Source organism: Paraburkholderia sediminicola (genome assembly GCF_046027355.1).
Taxonomy (GTDB): Bacteria; Pseudomonadota; Gammaproteobacteria; order Burkholderiales; family Burkholderiaceae; genus Paraburkholderia; species Paraburkholderia sediminicola_B.
Map to the genome: position 1 here is coordinate 48,486 of NZ_JAQQEK010000012.1, position 15,394 is coordinate 63,879.

Genomic DNA, 15,394 nt, shown 5'->3' on the forward strand with positions numbered 1-15,394 from the left:
CGATGAGCGCCACGCCATGACCTATGCGTTCGATTTCAGCGGCTTCGGCCTCTATGCGGGGATGCTCGCGCGCGGCGTCGCCGTGACCTTGGGGCTGACGGCCGTCTCGACCGTGCTCGGCGGAATCGTCGGCATTGCCGGAGCGAGCGTGGCGGTGGCCGGGCCGAAATGGGCGCGCTGGGTGGTGGCGAGTTATGTGGAGTTGATCCGCAACACGCCGTTCATCGTGCAGTTGTTCTTCGTGTTCTTCGGCTTGCCGAGCCTCGGCATTCATATCGATGAAGTGCAGGCCGCGATTCTCGCCATGACCGTCAATCTCGGCGCTTACGCCATCGAGATCGTGCGCGCCGGCATCGATTCGATTTCACGTGGTCAGGTGCAGGCGGCGCAAGCGCTCGGTCTGCATGGGCGGCAAGTGTTTCGCTTCATCGTGCTGCCGCAGGCCATCGCCAACGTGTTTCCCGCGCTGCTGAGCCAGGTGCTGATCGTGATGCTCGGCTCGGCCGTGGTCTCGCAGATCTCCGTGCCCGATCTCACGTACGCGGCCAACTTCATTCAGTCGCGCAACTTCCGCTCGTTCGAGAGCTACCTGATCATCACCGCGACGTATCTGGTGCTGTCGATCGTGTTGCGGCAAATCCTCAACCGGCTCGGGCGCGGTCTGTTCGCGGGCCGTGCGGCGCGCGGCAACGAGAGCGCACCGCGTAACTGGCGCAACCGCCTGATGTGGCGCGGCGCCCGCACCCTGCCCACGGAGCGTTGATCATGGTTGAATTCACGCTGTGGGACATTGCCCGCAATCTGTTGCTCGCCGCGCGCTGGACGGTGCTGCTGTCGTTGATCGCGTTTGTCGGTGGCGGCATTGTCGGGCTGATTCTGCTCGCGATGCGCGTGTCGCCGATCGCCTGGCTGCGCCGCATCGTCGTGGTGTATGTGGAAGTGTTTCAGGGCACGCCGCTGCTGATGCAGCTCTTTCTGGCGTTTTTCGGTTTGCCGCTGCTCGGCGTCGATGTGTCGCCGTGGGTCGCGGCCACCGTCACCTTGACGCTCTACACGAGCGCGTATCTGGTCGATATCTGGCGCGGCTGCGTCGAAGCCGTGCCGCGCGGTCAGTGGGCCGCGGGCGCGAGTCTCGGCATGACGTTCGGCCAGCAGTTGCGCTATATCGTGTGGCCGCAGGCGCGGAAAATCGCGGTGGCGCCGACGGTCGGGTTTCTCGTCCAAGTGGTGAAAAGCACGGCGCTCGCGTCGATCATCGGCTTCACCGAATTGACCAAGACCGGCACCATGATCACCAACGCCGCGTTCCGCCCGTTTCCGATCTACGGCATGGTCGCGATGATTTACTTCGCGATGTGCTTCCCGTTGACGTGGTACGCGCGGGTGCTGGAGAAGCGGCAGAAGGTGGGCCAGCATCGCTGAGATTTCGCTGCGGCGCGTGAATGAAGAAAAACGGCAACCGTGTGGAACGGTTGCCGTTTTTTTGTTGCTCACCTTGCAAGACTAGCGAGTCGCGTGCGTAGACTTGCGCAACTTCGCCACGTCGTCCGCCGTCACCGCCGATGCGCCGTTGTTCCACCCGGCCCGCACAAAAGTGAGTACATCCGCGATCTGCTGGTCGTTGAGCACCGGCGCGTACTTCGGCATCGGATACGGCGCGGGAATGCCGCCGATCACCAGGTCCTCGGTGCCGTTCAGCGTCACGTTGATCAGCGACGACGGATCCTTCTCCAGCACATTCGGATTGCCGGACAACGGCGCCAGCATCGGTGCGAAGCCGCGTCCATCGACACCGTGGCAGTGCATGCAATACGCCGTATAGACCCGCGCGCCGGCATCGTTCGCGGGACGGTTGAGCGACACCTTGGTCGCCTGCGGGTCGTACTTGTAAGGCGGCGCACCGCTGCCGCCTGCCGGCGGTAGCGACTTCAGATACGTCGACATGGCGGCGATGTCCGTGTCGTTCATGCCCTGCGTGCTGTTGTTGATCACGCTGGTCATCGAACCGAACGCCGAGGCATGGCGATTCGCGCCGGTCTTCAGAAACGCCTGCAGGTCCTGATCGTTCCAGCGACCCAAACCCGCGTTCTGCTCGCCGGTGAGGTTCGCCGCGAACCAGCCGTCGAGCAGGCCACCGGTCAGGAATGCGCTGCCGCTTTCATCGAGCGCCTTCTCCTGGAACGCGATGCCGCGCGGCGTGTGGCACGAGCCGCAGTGCCCAAGCCCCTGAATCAGATACGCGCCGCGATTCCAGGCCACGTCCTTGCCCGGCTTGTCCTGATAGACGCCTTTATCCAGAAACACCATGTTCCAGAACTTCAGCGGCCACCGCATGTTCATCGGCCACTTGATGTCGGGTTCGCGATTCGCCTGCTGCACCGGCGCCACGCCGCTCATGAAATACGCGTACAGCGCCTTCATGTCGTCGTCGTTGACCTTGGCGTACGACGGATACGGCATCGCCGGATAGAGGTTGTGGCCGTCTTTCGCGACACCTTCGCGCATCGCCCGCGCGAAGTCCTCTTCCGTATAGCCGCCGATGCCGGTCTGCGGGTCGGGCGTGATGTTGGTGGTGTAGATCTGGCCCATCGGCGTGGTCATCGGCAGGCCGCCCGCAAACGGCTTGCCCTTGGGCGCCGTATGACAGGCGACGCAATCGCCGACCTTCGCCAGATAAGCGCCGCGTTGCACCAGCGCCGGATCTGCCGCCCGCGCCGGAGTCTGCGCGAACAACGGCAGCGTCACGCACAACGCCGCACCGAAACCCTTCAGAGTGTTTTTCATGTCGGACTCCGGTCAGGCGGTTTGCAGTTGGCTGCCGACCGGCAATTGCCGCAGCCGCTTGCCGGTGGCCGCATAAATCGCGTTGGTCAGCGCGGGCGCGAGCGCCGCGGTGCCGGGTTCGCCGATACCGCCGGGCGCCTCGCTGCTCTTCACGATATGCACCTCGATGGGCGGCGTCTGATCGATCCGCAGCATCCGGTAATCGGTGAAGTTGTTCTGCTCGACGCGGCCGTCCTTGATCGTGATCTCGCTATAGAGCGCCGCCGTGATGCCGAAGATGATGCCGCCCTGCACCTGCGCTTCGATCGTGTTCGGATTGACCACCATGCCGCAATCGACCGCGCACACCACGTGCTTGACCGCCACCTCGCCCTGATCCACCGCGACGTCGACCACGATCGCAAAGAAGCTGCCGAACGCATGCATGACCGACACGCCGCGCCCTTGCCCCTTCGGCAGCGCGCTGCCCCAATTCGCCGCCTGGGTGGCGACGTTCAGCACGTTCAGCGCGCGCGGGGTTTTGCCGAGCAGATCCTGACGGTATTTGACGGGATCGACTTTGGCCTGCGCCGCGAGCTCGTCGATGAAACTCTCCACCACGAAGGTGCCGCGCGTCGGTCCCACGCCGCGCCAGAATGCGGTGGGCACCGCGTGCGGCTCCTGGCGGACGTAGTCGATCAACTGGTTGGGCAGGTCGTACGGCAGATCCGACGCGACTTCGACCGCATCCGGATCGATGCCGTTCTTGAAAGCAGGCGGTGCAAAACGCGCCAATATCGACGAACCGACGATCCGATGCTGCCACGCGACTGGTTTGCCGTTGGCATCGAGCCCGGCCGAAATCTTGTCGTAGTAATACGGGCGGTACATGTCGTGCTGAATGTCTTCTTCGCGCGTCCAGACCACCTTCACCGGCGTCGACACTTGCCTGGCGACCTTCACGGCTTGCGTGACCATGTCGAACTCGAGCCGCCGCCCAAAACCGCCGCCGATCAGATGGTTGTGCACGACGATCTTGTCGGCCGGCAAGCCCGTGACCGCCGCGGCGGCATCCACCACGCGCGTCGGCACCTGCGAGCCGAGCCAGACATCGCAACCGTCGGGGCGCACGTGCACCGTGCAGTTGATCGGTTCCATGGTGGCGTGCGCGAGGAACGGCTGTTGATACACGGCGTCGACGCGCGTCTTCGCATTGGAAAAAGCGTTGCCGACGTCGCCGTCCTTGCGCGCCACCGCGCCATTGCGCTGCGAGGCGTTGGCGAGATCGTCGACGATCTGCTTCATCGACAGAGTCGCGCCCGCCCCTTCGTTCCACTTGATGACGAGCGCCTGCACGCCGCGTTTGGCGGCCCACGTGTGGTCGCCGATCACCGCGACCGCGTTGTCGATCTTGATGACCTGGCGCACGCCGGGGATTTTTCTCGCGTTGGTATCGTCGACGCTGGCGAGCGTCCCGCCGAACACCGGGCAGTTCGCAATCGCCGCGTAGACCATGTCGGGCACGCGCACGTCGAGGCCAAACATCGCGGTGCCGTCCACTTTCTCCGGTGAATCGAGCCGCTTGGCCGCCGTGCCGATCAGCTTGAAGTCCTTCGGATCCTTGAGCTTGACGTCTTGCGGTGCGGGCAGACCGGCGGCCACGGTCACCAGTTGGCCATAGCCGATGCTGCGCTTGCTGGCCTCGTGAATCACCTGCCCGGCCTGCGCATGACAGCTTGCCGGATCGACCTGCCATTGCTGCGCGGCCGCGCTGATCAGGATGGTGCGCGCGGTGGCGCCCGCTTTGCGCATCGGCTCCCACGCATAGCGGATCGAGGTCGAGCCGCCCGTGAGCTGGCCGCCGAGCAGCGGGTCCATGAAGAGCTTTTCGTTCGGCGGCGCGTGATCGATGGTGACCGCGTCGAGCGGCACTTCGAGTTCTTCGGCGATCAGCATCGGAATCGACGTGTAGACGCCCTGGCCCATCTCGACCTTCGGAATCACGAGCGTGACCTTGCCCGCGGTATCGATCTGGATGAACGCGTTCGGCGCGAACACGCCGCTTTGCGGCGTTTCTACACCGTCGCCGCCGATCACCGATTTGGCGGCCTTCTGATCCTGGCTGGCGGCCGGCATGCTGAAGCCGAGCAACAGGCCACCGCCAACGGCGGCGCCGACCGTCACGCCGAATTTCAGAAAGTTGCGCCGTGAAAATCCGGCTGCGGCACGCGCGCCGTTGTGTGCATCGAGCAATCCCTGGGACATGTCATGCCCCCTTGGCGGCTTGCTTGATCGCCGCGCGGATGCGGTTATAGGTCCCACAGCGGCAGATATTGCCGGCCATGGCGGCGTCGATGTCCGCATCGGTAGGATTGGGGTTGCTCGCCAGCAGCGAAGCCGCCGACATCACCTGCCCCGACTGACAGTAGCCGCATTGCACCACGTCCAGTTGACGCCAGGCCTGCTGCACTTTCTGACCGGCCGGCGTGCTGCCGACCGATTCGATCGTGGTGATCTTCCGGTCACCGACAGCCGCCGCCGGCAACACGCACGAGCGTACCGCCACGCCGTCGAGGTGCACGGTGCAGGCGCCGCATTGCGCGATGCCGCAACCGAACTTCGTGCCGGTCAGACCGACAAGATCACGCAGGACCCACAGCAGGGGCATGTCGGGCGGCGCGTCGACGGTATGCGTCTGGCCATTGATATTCAGCGTTGTCATTGAGCGGCTCCGAGTGGGGCTTATTGTTTATCAGGCTGTTTAGACAGAGACGTCGAACCAAAACGTAAAGACTCGCCGCGTTTATTCGACAAGCCGGACTAATACGCGCTGCGGCTTTCCAGTCGTTGAAAACGGCGGTTAATGCATGGGCGCGAACGCGCCGATACTGACCGGCGAATTGTAGACGCGCTTTAAAAAGTTCGCCTCGAAGCTGCATGCCGCTGGCCGGCGGGAAAAATCTCGCGGGTGCTGATCGCGCGGCTGAAAGCTGTTTTTAATCGATGGGAGACTATCCGCGCGTCGGCCCGAGCGGCCGGCCTTTATACGAGCAGTGAATGTTCTTGAATCAATGCCGGGCGATTTTGTTAGCATGGATCCGGTCTGACTGACTATCCGAAGGAGCAGCACACATGAACGACTCGCAATGCACTCAATTCCTCTCGGACATTCGCCGACCGCTTTTGGCGCTGCACAAAGCCATTCTCGATCACGAGCGTGCCGTGTACGAAAAGGAATTCGGCCCGGTCACGCCGGCGGCTTTCCTGCAGGTGCTCATCAACGGCTCGGGGTTCCGCTGGCTCACGCCGCTCTCGACGATCATTGCGAACGTCGACGAAATTCTCGACGATAAGGAAGCCGAAGCCGCCGACCGCACCGCCGCGGCCGAAGCGGTAACGGGACTGTTCTCGCCCGACCAGCCGAACAATGCTTTTCTGCCGCGCTATCTGCCGCTGTTGCAGGCCGATCCGGCGATCCTGCATCAGCACGGTCAGGTGTCGCAGTTGTTGCGCGGGATTGAATCGAAGTAGCCGGTTGCGCGCGGCTTCGTGTGCTCGCGTGGTGCGGGTTCGGGCCGCGCTTTGATTGCGCGTTGTTTGCGATTTGCTGTCGGCGTGATCGCGAGCGCGGTGCGCAGCGTTCATGCCGCCTCGGCTCCCGAATTTCCTCACCCTTGAAAAGCGCGCGTTTCGATCTCACGAGACTCGTCTGCATAATGGCGGAACGGCGGCGTCGCTGACGATTACCAGGCTTTTTGAATGCGGCCAACACAACGAGGCCTTATTCCAGGCCAATTTATGCGCGATTCGTAAGAGTGCGTGTTGCGTGGACGGTTCGTTTGCCGTTGAAACGCGTGCGCGATCAAGCCACGATTCAATTTGCCTGGCTTTGCTGAATAAAACAAAGGTGAGCTTCTGCGGGATGCGTTCTGAGCAGCCTACGAAAAGCCGGTCAGCATGCTTCACGAAGCCCTGCTAAGGTAAGCAGACTTTCTTGCGACGCTCATCGCTATGCAAAACTGGCCGCTCCCCGAAAGCTATACCTTCCGCGATCAAGCCGTGCGCTTTAACGTGACCGGCAATGGTCCGCCGCTGGTGCTGGTTCACGGCACGCCGTTTTCTTCGTATGTGTGGCACCGCATTGCTGCGCATCTCGCGCAGACGCGCACCGTCTATTACTACGACCTGCTCGGCTACGGGCAATCCGAACAACGCGACGGCCAGGACGTCTCGCTCGGCGTGCAGAATGGTTTGCTGGCGGAATTGCTCACGCATTGGCAGCTGACAAGCCCGGATGTCATCGCGCACGATTTCGGCGGCGCGACTTCATTGCGCGCGCATCTGATCGATGGTTGCGACTATCGGAGCCTGACGCTGATCGATCCTGTGGCGGTCGCGCCGTGGGGTTCGCCGTTCGTGCGGCACGTGCGCGAACACGGCGACGCGTTCGCCGGATTGCCGGCCTACATCCACGAAGCGGTGGTTAAAGCGTACGTGCGCGGCGCGATCGCGCGCGAGATTCCGGACGACGAACTCGCGCCCTATGTGACGCCCTGGCTTGGCGCAACCGGCCAGCCCGCGTTTTACCGGCAGATCGCGCAAATGGATCAGCGCTACACCGACGAGGTCGAAGCGCGCTATCCGCAGCTACGCTGCCCGGTGCAAATTCTGTGGGGCGAGGAGGACCAGTGGATTCCGCTGGCGCGCGGCCGTCAACTGGCCGCGGCCATACCGGAGGCACGCTTTCAGGCAGTGCCGAAAGCCGGCCACCTGATGCAGGAAGACGCGCCGGAAGCGATCGTCGCCGCGGCGCTGCAGTGGCTGGATTGAAGGCGCGTGGCTAGCCGCGTCCTTGCGGGAGGTACGGCATGGGATCGATGGGCTTGCCGTCGCGGCGCAATTCGAAACCCACGGAAACGCGCGAATTGTTTTCGTCGCCCATCTCGGCGATCTGCTGTCCTTGCACGACGATATCGCCGGTTTTGACCAGCAGCTTGCGGTTGTGCGAGTAGGCGGTCAGAAAGTCCTTGTTGTGCTGGACGATGATCAGGCTGCCGTAGCTGTTCAGGCCCGTGCCGGCGTACATCACCTTGCCGTCGGCCGCGGCCCGCACCGGGTCACCGGGCTTACCGCCGATTTCGATGCCGCGCGTTTCGCCCGGCTGGAAGCCTTCGACCACGCGCCCGCCCGCCGGCCAGGCTAGTGATACGTGGTTCGCGTGCCGCGCGGTTTGTTGCGCCACTTCGCGTGCTTCAGCGGCACTGAGCGTCGGCGACTGCGCGGCCTGCGCGGACTGGGCGGGCTGCGACGGCGACTGTGACTGTGTCGAACCCGGCGCGGACCCCGGCGCTGCCGTCTGCTGCGCCGCAACCGAAGCAGCCGGCGCGGCCGCCGCCGCGGCCTTCGCTGCCGCATTGGCCGCGTTCACCGCCCGCACCGTTTCCGGCGACGCGACGTGCAAGACCTGTCCCGACTTCAAGCGCGAGGACGCCTTCAATCCATTCCAGGCCTGCAACTGCTTCACGCTGCAATGATGATGCTGCGCGATGCGCGCCAGGGTGTCGCCACGCTTGACGCGATACACCAGTGGCGGCGATTTCTTGAGCAGCGCGCTCTGGTCGGGGGTGATTCCGGGCGGCGCGGCCGCTGTCGCATCGGATGCCGGCGAGCTTGCCGCCGGCACGCCGGACGCAGCTGCCGCGCCTGTTTGCGCGCCCTGCTGGCCCACATTCGCACAACCGCTGACCGCCAGCGCGACCCATACGCCAGCCAGACTGGCCATCTTTGTTCTGTCGAAGCGCTTTCCCATCTTGTTCGACTCCTGCCTCGTTCATTGGCGAGCCGGATGCCGCCTTGTCGCGTGCGATGCGCGCGCCCGAACGGCGCGCTGCTTTCCCCTGCGACACGGCAAAGCCGCCTCGTGCGGCGCTCACCCATGCCCTGCCGACCAACCCAACCCCTCGCCGTCACAAGCTGCCGGATGGCCGGGACGCGTACATGCCGCCCGCCAAAACAGCCCATCTTCCACGAAAAGGGCCAGACTGCCGATTAAAATTCAAGCGGAATTGTAAAGTGCGTTTTATAAAAACGCGTCAACCCACACACTCTGATACAAACCTTACGCACGGTATTGCGGACATCGTTGCGCGTGCAACGTGTACGGCGACGTCACGTGCCCATCAGGCATCCGCGTGGCCGCCGCAAGTCTGTGATTACCGAACTGCGTTTCATGCGCCGCTGGCGGATCAACCCGTGCGTCTGCAAGCCATGCAAGACGCACGCATGTCGAAGCCCAGGCAAGCGCACGATAACGTTTGCAATAACGGCAGACTGGCGTCGAAACTTGAATCGCCAGCGGCGGCGGCCACCGGCGTGGAGTAAGAATCGTGTCGGCGCGCGGATCGAGCGGTGTCCGTCCGGCTCGATGGAACGCGGCTAGCTGTAGTACTGCCCCTGGTACTTCACGTAGCCAATCGGATGATGCGTGAAGTGCAGTACCGGCAGAACGGGATTGCGATTGTCTTCGGTGGGATAGGCGCTGGCGTCGGGGATGTATTCACCTTGGGCTTCGATCGGCTGCCCCGCTTTCAAATTGGGGATCTCGTGCGCGAGGCCCTCGTTGTCGCCGAAACGCACGGCGACGAAGACCTCGGTGCCCACGAGATGTTCCGTACCGCCTTCGAACTTCACGACCGTGTCGATCTTGATGATGAGGTGCTGGTGATTGGCGCCGTTGTGATTCTCCGGGCTGGCGAACACCTTGCTGATCGTGCCTTGCACGCAGGCCAGCGGCGCACCCAGCGAATAAACGTAACTATGATGAGGAAGGATCTGCGTCGCGCGATTGCTCATGAAGTCTCCGTGAAAGGAATCTGTCTTGCCTACGGCGAAACGTAAGGCGCGCCGCAAGCCGGCAGCGGCGCGATACCATTTGAGCAGACCGTCGCGCACGAGTTCATTGCGCGCCGTTCACAGGAGACATCATGACTCAGCCTGCGCAGGCGCAAATCATCAGCGTCCACATCGCGCGCGACTGGCGCGAGGTTTACGCTTTCACATCGGATCCGGAGGCATTTCCTGAGTGGGCATCAGGACTGGGCCGGCCGTTGGGCCATGAAGGTGCGACATGGCGCTTCGAAGGCAGCGAAGGCGCAACGACCGTGCGCTTTTCCGCGCCGAACGAGTATGGCGTGCTCGACCACTACGTCCTCTTGCCCGACGGCAGTGAGATCTATATACCGCTGCGGGTAATCGCAAACGGCGGCGGCTGCGATGTGCAATTCACGCTGTTTCGCGTGCCCGGCATGACGGACGAGAAATTTGCCGCCGACGCGCAATGGGTCGAGCGGGATTTGCGCAAGCTGAAGGCGTTGGTCGAAGAGCGCGATTGACGAAAGTACGCGCATGCGTGGCCTTGACGGTTCTCCCCCACGTCACCTGCGCATCACCACCGCGCGTAAAAAAACCGGCGCCCTTAACGAAAGAGCACCGGTTTCTTTGAACGCTGCCTGACGCCTGATACCAAACGCCAGAAGTGCGGCTAGAGTTCAGCGCAGCGCTTTCACCGCATCCGCCGTCACATCAGCAGGCTGGCCGCCCCACGTCGCGCGCAAATAATTGGCGAGCTGCGCGAGTTCCGCATCGCTGAGTTGCGTGGCGAAGCCCGGCATATCCTGCATCCGTTCGAGGCCCGGAAAATCCTGCGCGCCGATGCCGTCGAGCATCGCCACGATCAGATTGTGGGCATCGCCTTGACGCAGCGTCGAGTTGCCGTGCATCGGCACGGCGACATGCGGCTTGCCGTCGCCGTTCAGACCATGACAGCCCGCGCACACGGCGAGGTACACGTTGCGCCCGGCTTCGAGCTGAGCGGCGTCCGCGGAAACCGACTGCAGCGGTTGCGGCGCGGGCGCCTGATCGCCGAGCAGATAGGTCGACATGGCGCGCAAGTCGTCGTGCGTCAGGTACTGGCTGCTCAGATGCACCACGGGATACATCTCGCCGAATGCCGAGCCCTGCGGCGCGATGCCGGTGGCGAAGAACGTCTGCAGATCGGCCGCGTTCCAGCCTCGCGCCGCGAGACCGTGCGGCGTGATATCCGGCGCCGCGATCCGGCCGAGTGCCGCGCCGGTCAGCGGCTTCGCGCCGTCGAGCTGGCCGAACGTGCCGCGTGACGTGTGACACTCGGCGCAATGGCCGAGCGCGCTCGCCAGATAGCGGCCGCGATTCCACTCCGCGGACTGTCCCTTCGATGCATCCGGCAACGCGTCTTTCAGGAACACCCAGTTCCAGAAACGCACGCCGAAACGCAGGTTAAACGGGAACGACAGCTCGGGCTCGTGATTCGCCACCGGGGCCGGCTTCTGCGCCATCAGGTACGCGTAGATCGCATCGCTGTCCGCGCGCGACAATTGACGGTACGACGTGTACGGCATCGCCGGATAAAGCTGCTTGTCCGGCGTGACGCCGTCGTGCAGCGCCTTGTACAGATCGTCCGCGCTCCAGCTGCCGATTCCGTGGTCCTTATCCGGCGTGATGTTGGTGCCGTAGAAGGTGCCGAACGGCGAAGCGAGCTTCACGCCACCGGCGAACGGCGCGCCGTCGGCGGTGGTGTGGCAGGCGGCGCAATCGGCGGCCTTGACGAGGTAGCGGCCGCGCGCGAGCGGATCGGCGGCGGTGGATTGCGGTCCCAATGCGGCAGCCGCGGCCAATGCGGCGGAGTCGTCGTGCTTACCGCCGCACGCGCTCAGCGCGAGCGCCGTGCCGAGCAGCAGCAGCGCGCGGCGCAAGGTAATCGGTCGGCTCATCATGCGGCGTCCTTTACGAGGCCCGGCGTCGTCAGCACGACTTCCTTCACGGCTTCGTAATAGCGCACGTAGCCCGTACAGCGGCAGATGTGATCGTTCAGCGCTTCGGTAATGGTCGCCTCGACCGTGTCCTTGGCAACCGGCTGACGCTTCAGGCGTTCGATCAACACTGTCGCCGCATTGACGAAGCCCGGCGTGCAGTAGCCGCACTGAAAACTGAAGTGCTCGAGAAACTTCTGCTGGATCGGCGACAGTTCGACGACCTCGCCCGCTTCGTTGCGCTTCGCGTGGCCTTCGATCGTGCGAATCGACTTGCCGTGGAAAAAATTCGCGCCGGTGATGCAGGTGCGGACTTCTTCACTGGTGCCGTCCGGTTTGTCGACGATCACCACGCACGCGTGACAGATGCCCTGGCCGCAGCCGAGGCGCGAGCCGGTCAGGTGCAGGTACTCGTGCAGGTAGTCGATCATCATCAGCCCGGCGGGCACATCCGTCGGACCGACGATCTCGCCGTTCACCTTGATCGACAGCGGCATCGAACGGAAATGCGTCAGCGGACGCTCGACCACGGCGGCACCGGACGCGGCGGCAGGCGCGCTCCCAGCGACGGCGGCCGAAGCCCCGGCAACGCCGCTGGCGGGAGCGGCAGAAGAGGCGCTTGCAGAAGCTGCGGAAGCGCTGCTTGCGGGAGCCGCGCCGCGAGCTACGGAAGCGCCACTCGCTGCAGCAGTGCTCACCGCGCCACTAGCGCCGTTAGCGTTGATTTGATTGGGGGCCGTCATGCGAGCACTTCCTGAATACGTTGCGGGGTGACCGGCAGGTCGGTAAAGCGATGTCCGATCGCGTGTGCGATGCCATTCACGATGGCGCCGACCACCGGAATCATCACCACTTCGGCGATGCCCTTCGGTGGATCGGTCTCGGTCAGCGGAGGCAACACTTCGCCGGTCTGGGTCCAGACGGCGACATCCGTCGCGCGCGGCAAGTGGTAACGATTGAAGTTCCACGTACCGTTGCCGGGGCCGTCTTCATAGAGCGGCAGATATTCATGCAGCGCGTGGCCGATTCCCATCGCCAGACCGCCTTGCAACTGACCCGACACGAGTTGTGGCGAGATCTGATTGCCGCACTCCATGATCGAATGATGCGCGAGCAGATCGACCTTGCCGCTCGCCTCATGCACCGACAGTTCGACCAGCGTGCCGACCGCGCTGTAATACGTCACGGCCGCGTTGTTGCGCTGAACCGGCGGAATGAACACGCGCTGACGATCCAGCACGCGATAACGATTCGGCGTGGTCTGCGTCTTCTGTTTGTCGGCCGACGCGTTGTCGCCGTAGCGCACCGCAAGCCCGTCGAGCGGCCAACGCTCGACGCTGCCGTCGATCTCGAAGTCCGCTTCGGTCCATTGCCAGCGGTTGAACACGTGCACGGTCGCGCCGGTCACGAGTCCGAGTTCGTGCGCCTTCTTCGCGAGCTGTTCGAACGGCAGCGCTTCGAGGCCTTCCGCGGAGAGCTTGCCGTCGACCCAGCGCGCGTCTTCGATACGCACCACCAGCGGCGCGGCCTGACCGCCGCCCGTGCCCTGGCTCCAGATCGACATCGCCGCCGGCCACAGGCCATGCGCGAATACGACGCGCGCCGCTTCACGCGTGCTGTGCGTGAAGTAGTAAGCGGAATTCGTCGCGCTCGACGGCGATGCGTAACCCGGCGACCAGCGCGGATTCGCCGCGAGCTTGTCCTGATCGGCTTGCGACATCATGTACGGATCGCCGCTCGTGACGACCGGCAGATCCGGCCAGTCGGTGATGGCGACATGCACGTCGGTGGCCGGCTTGCCGAGCCACTTCGCCACCGCGACGGCCTGCGAGGTCGACATGCCGGTGCCGATTTCGGCCGCCGTGTGTTGCAGGCTGATCTTGCCGTCGGCGCTGAATTCGACCTTCGCGAACGAAGTCTCCGCGCCGGTACCGAAGTCCTTCTGCACGCACGCGAAGCCGACGCCGTAGCGCTTGCCCGGATGCGCCGCTTCGAACTCGGCCTTGCGCTTCGCGCGGTTCAGCCACAGCGGATGCACACGCGCTTTGTTCAACACATCGTCGACGCGAATCGCGCCGGCCGGCACCGCGCCTTGCGTGTTCTTCATGCCGGAGCGCAGCGCGTTTTTCAGGCGGAACTCGATCGGATCGAGTTCGAGTTGCGCGGCGATTTCATCGACCATCATCTCGGTCGCGGCCATGCTCTGCAGCGTGCCGTAGCCGCGTGCGGAACCAGCGTCGATGGCGCGCGATGCAATCGCCACCGCCGACAGATCGTTCTTCGGGAAGTAGTAGATCGACTGCGCGGCCGTCGCGCCGACCATCGCCACCGACGGCGAGAAGTTGCAGCGTCCGCCGCCGTTCGCTTCCATCTCCGCCTTGAACGATTGCAGCAGACCGGTTTTTTTGTCGACGGCGATGCGGTAGTTCATCTTGAACGCATGGCGCTTCAACGAAGTCTGGAATTGCTCGTAGCGATCGTTGGCGAGGCGCACGGGACGGCCGTCGGCGTACATCGCGCAGACGAGGCCGTAGAACGGCACGTTGAAGTGGTCCTTGGAACCGTAGCCCACCGTGTAGCACGGGTGGATGAACAGGTGCTTCACCGGGAACGCACACTTCGCGACCATCTCGGCGGCGCTGTCGGCCACTTCGGACGGCGCCTGGGTCGGCACGACCATATGCAGCGATTGCGTCGCCGCGTCGTACCAGCAGTTCGCGTTGTCGGGCTCGAGCGCGGCCGTGTCGATCGACTGCGTGTTGTACTCGCGCTCCATCACGAGCCAGTCCGCCGACGGATGATCCAGCTCCTGCTGGATCCGCGCGGCGTGGAACATGCCCTGCTCGCCGAGCTTGCCGTGTTCGACGCCGTCCGGCCACACCGGCTGATGCTTGCGCATCATGCTCGGGAAAACGGGTGCGTCTTTCAGACTGGAGAAGGTGTCGTCGTCGTACGGCGTCTTGCCGCCGACGCGCACGAAGCGGAACGTGCCCCACGGGTCGCGTTCGGGCGCGCCGGTTTGCGCGCCGTAACGGATGATCTGATCCTGGAACTTGAGCTTGTCTTTCGCGAAGCGGAAGCGCGCGAAGTCGTGATAGATCAGGATCGCCACCGCCTGGCCGAGATATGCCGGCGTCTTGCCCGGCGGCAGCAGCATGTCGTCGCCATAGAAGGCCGGGAAGATCAGGCCGTCGCGCGCCAGATCGGCGGCGGTGATCACGCGGTCGGGCTTCAGTTCGTCGCCGGGCAGCGTCAGGTCGAAGCCTTCATAGCTGCGGTCGGCTTGTGTCGTGCGCAGAATGAAAGCGTGCGATTGCTGCTGCGGCCAGTGCGGCATGTCCGTGGCGCGAATGTCGCGGGCGAACACTTTCGAGCCGGTCACCTTGGCAATCCCGTCGATGCGGAACTTTGCCTGACCGTTGGCCGCATCCCACTGCACTGGCGTCAGGATTTTTTCTTCGAACAACGCAGCGAATGCGCGGCTGCCGATCGGCGCGATATACACCGACACACCCGCCAACACGCTGGCCTTCAGAAAACTACGACGCGAAAGGTCGAGTTTCCCCATGGACTTCTCCTTTAGTGAATACGGCGGCAACCCGGCTGCGGGGGACTTCCTTCAAGGCGCTCCCAAGGGACTTCCATCGCGCGTCGTCAGAAAGACGCGGGCACGGACCGTCACGCGCGCGTGGCCGCGTGCGTGCACGCGACGAACCTGCGCTGGACGGCTGTCACCACGAGGGAGGTGTTCGAACCGCGGACGCCATCTAACGCCCGGGCGTACC

General features: G+C 63.9%; 13 protein-coding genes. 5 read left to right on the forward strand and 8 right to left on the reverse strand.

What is annotated here, in order from left to right; genetic code table 11:
- The first annotated feature begins 16 nt into the window (after window positions 1–16).
- Together PQR42_RS21115 and PQR42_RS21120 are read left to right on the forward strand one after the other, a co-directional pair.
- The gene (locus tag PQR42_RS21115) at window positions 17–763 is read left to right on the forward strand and encodes an amino acid ABC transporter permease (protein ID WP_106277825.1); all 747 of its coding nucleotides are present in this window, start codon (window positions 17–19) and stop codon (window positions 761–763) included.
- Window positions 764–765: 2 nt separating this feature from the next.
- On the forward strand, window positions 766–1,422 hold the full coding sequence (locus PQR42_RS21120) for an amino acid ABC transporter permease (protein ID WP_310815525.1): 657 nt from the start codon (window positions 766–768) through the stop codon (window positions 1,420–1,422).
- A gap of 81 nt (window positions 1,423–1,503) precedes the next feature.
- On the opposite strand, the gene PQR42_RS21125 is transcribed toward PQR42_RS21120, so the two are convergent.
- From PQR42_RS21125 to PQR42_RS21135, 3 genes are read right to left on the reverse strand one after another with little or no spacing between them, the layout of a single operon-like run.
- Entirely contained in the window at window positions 1,504–2,784 is a 1,281-nt protein-coding gene (locus PQR42_RS21125; protein WP_408391612.1) for a c-type cytochrome, read from the reverse strand.
- A 12-nt stretch (window positions 2,785–2,796) separates the two neighbouring features.
- Window positions 2,797–5,028 carry a xanthine dehydrogenase family protein molybdopterin-binding subunit gene (locus PQR42_RS21130; RefSeq protein WP_408391614.1) on the reverse strand — a complete coding sequence of 744 codons (2,232 nt, stop codon included), beginning with the start codon at window positions 5,026–5,028 and terminating at the stop codon, window positions 2,797–2,799.
- Between the two features lies 1 nt (window position 5,029).
- Entirely contained in the window at window positions 5,030–5,485 is a 456-nt protein-coding gene (locus tag PQR42_RS21135) for a (2Fe-2S)-binding protein (RefSeq protein WP_408391616.1), read from the reverse strand.
- Between the two features lie 410 nt (window positions 5,486–5,895).
- On the opposite strand from PQR42_RS21135, the gene PQR42_RS21140 reads away from it, so the two are divergent.
- Entirely contained in the window at window positions 5,896–6,294 is a 399-nt protein-coding gene (locus PQR42_RS21140; RefSeq protein WP_132383021.1) for a hypothetical protein, read from the forward strand.
- A 480-nt stretch (window positions 6,295–6,774) separates the two neighbouring features.
- Window positions 6,775–7,593 (forward strand): alpha/beta fold hydrolase, encoded by an 819-nt coding sequence (locus tag PQR42_RS21145; RefSeq protein ID WP_408391618.1) that lies wholly within the window; start codon window positions 6,775–6,777, stop codon window positions 7,591–7,593.
- A 10-nt stretch (window positions 7,594–7,603) separates the two neighbouring features.
- Here the strand turns inward: PQR42_RS21145 and PQR42_RS21150 are convergent, their stop codons facing one another.
- The gene (locus tag PQR42_RS21150) at window positions 7,604–8,572 is read right to left on the reverse strand and encodes a peptidoglycan DD-metalloendopeptidase family protein (protein WP_408391620.1); all 969 of its coding nucleotides are present in this window, start codon (window positions 8,570–8,572) and stop codon (window positions 7,604–7,606) included.
- A gap of 626 nt (window positions 8,573–9,198) precedes the next feature.
- Window positions 9,199–9,615 (reverse strand): hypothetical protein, encoded by a 417-nt coding sequence (locus tag PQR42_RS21155; RefSeq protein ID WP_408391622.1) that lies wholly within the window; start codon window positions 9,613–9,615, stop codon window positions 9,199–9,201.
- Between the two features lie 131 nt (window positions 9,616–9,746).
- Here PQR42_RS21155 and PQR42_RS21160 point away from each other — a divergent pair, with 131 nt between their 5' ends.
- Window positions 9,747–10,154, forward strand: a complete 408-nt coding sequence (locus tag PQR42_RS21160) for an SRPBCC family protein (protein WP_408391625.1) — start codon at window positions 9,747–9,749, stop codon at window positions 10,152–10,154.
- A gap of 156 nt (window positions 10,155–10,310) precedes the next feature.
- Here PQR42_RS21160 and PQR42_RS21165 read toward each other — a convergent pair whose 3' ends face one another.
- From PQR42_RS21165 to PQR42_RS21175, 3 genes are read right to left on the reverse strand one after another with little or no spacing between them, the layout of a single operon-like run.
- Window positions 10,311–11,573 (reverse strand): c-type cytochrome, encoded by a 1,263-nt coding sequence (locus PQR42_RS21165; RefSeq protein WP_408391627.1) that lies wholly within the window; start codon window positions 11,571–11,573, stop codon window positions 10,311–10,313.
- On the reverse strand, window positions 11,570–12,352 hold the full coding sequence (locus tag PQR42_RS21170; RefSeq protein ID WP_408217326.1) for a (2Fe-2S)-binding protein: 783 nt from the start codon (window positions 12,350–12,352) through the stop codon (window positions 11,570–11,572). The genes PQR42_RS21165 and PQR42_RS21170 overlap by 4 nt, the downstream gene beginning before the upstream one ends.
- Window positions 12,349–15,177 carry a xanthine dehydrogenase family protein molybdopterin-binding subunit gene (locus PQR42_RS21175; RefSeq protein WP_408391630.1) on the reverse strand — a complete coding sequence of 943 codons (2,829 nt, stop codon included), beginning with the start codon at window positions 15,175–15,177 and terminating at the stop codon, window positions 12,349–12,351. Before PQR42_RS21175 ends, PQR42_RS21170 begins: the two co-directional genes overlap by 4 nt.
- Window positions 15,178–15,394 lie beyond the last annotated feature (217 nt).

Coding starts and splice junctions, on each gene's coding strand:
- PQR42_RS21145 (WP_408391618.1), top strand. CDS start 6,775: ATGCAAAACTGGCCGCTCCCCGAAAGCTATACCTTCCGCGATCAAGCC.
- PQR42_RS21175 (WP_408391630.1), bottom strand. CDS start 15,177: ATGGGGAAACTCGACCTTTCGCGTCGTAGTTTTCTGAAGGCCAGCGTG.
- PQR42_RS21120 (WP_310815525.1), top strand. CDS start 766: ATGGTTGAATTCACGCTGTGGGACATTGCCCGCAATCTGTTGCTCGCC.
- PQR42_RS21140 (WP_132383021.1), top strand. CDS start 5,896: ATGAACGACTCGCAATGCACTCAATTCCTCTCGGACATTCGCCGACCG.
- PQR42_RS21125 (WP_408391612.1), bottom strand. CDS start 2,784: ATGAAAAACACTCTGAAGGGTTTCGGTGCGGCGTTGTGCGTGACGCTG.
- PQR42_RS21165 (WP_408391627.1), bottom strand. CDS start 11,573: ATGATGAGCCGACCGATTACCTTGCGCCGCGCGCTGCTGCTGCTCGGC.
- PQR42_RS21130 (WP_408391614.1), bottom strand. CDS start 5,028: ATGTCCCAGGGATTGCTCGATGCACACAACGGCGCGCGTGCCGCAGCC.
- PQR42_RS21160 (WP_408391625.1), top strand. CDS start 9,747: ATGACTCAGCCTGCGCAGGCGCAAATCATCAGCGTCCACATCGCGCGC.
- PQR42_RS21150 (WP_408391620.1), bottom strand. CDS start 8,572: ATGGGAAAGCGCTTCGACAGAACAAAGATGGCCAGTCTGGCTGGCGTA.
- PQR42_RS21135 (WP_408391616.1), bottom strand. CDS start 5,485: ATGACAACGCTGAATATCAATGGCCAGACGCATACCGTCGACGCGCCG.
- PQR42_RS21170 (WP_408217326.1), bottom strand. CDS start 12,352: ATGACGGCCCCCAATCAAATCAACGCTAACGGCGCTAGTGGCGCGGTG.
- PQR42_RS21155 (WP_408391622.1), bottom strand. CDS start 9,615: ATGAGCAATCGCGCGACGCAGATCCTTCCTCATCATAGTTACGTTTAT.
- PQR42_RS21115 (WP_106277825.1), top strand. CDS start 17: ATGACCTATGCGTTCGATTTCAGCGGCTTCGGCCTCTATGCGGGGATG.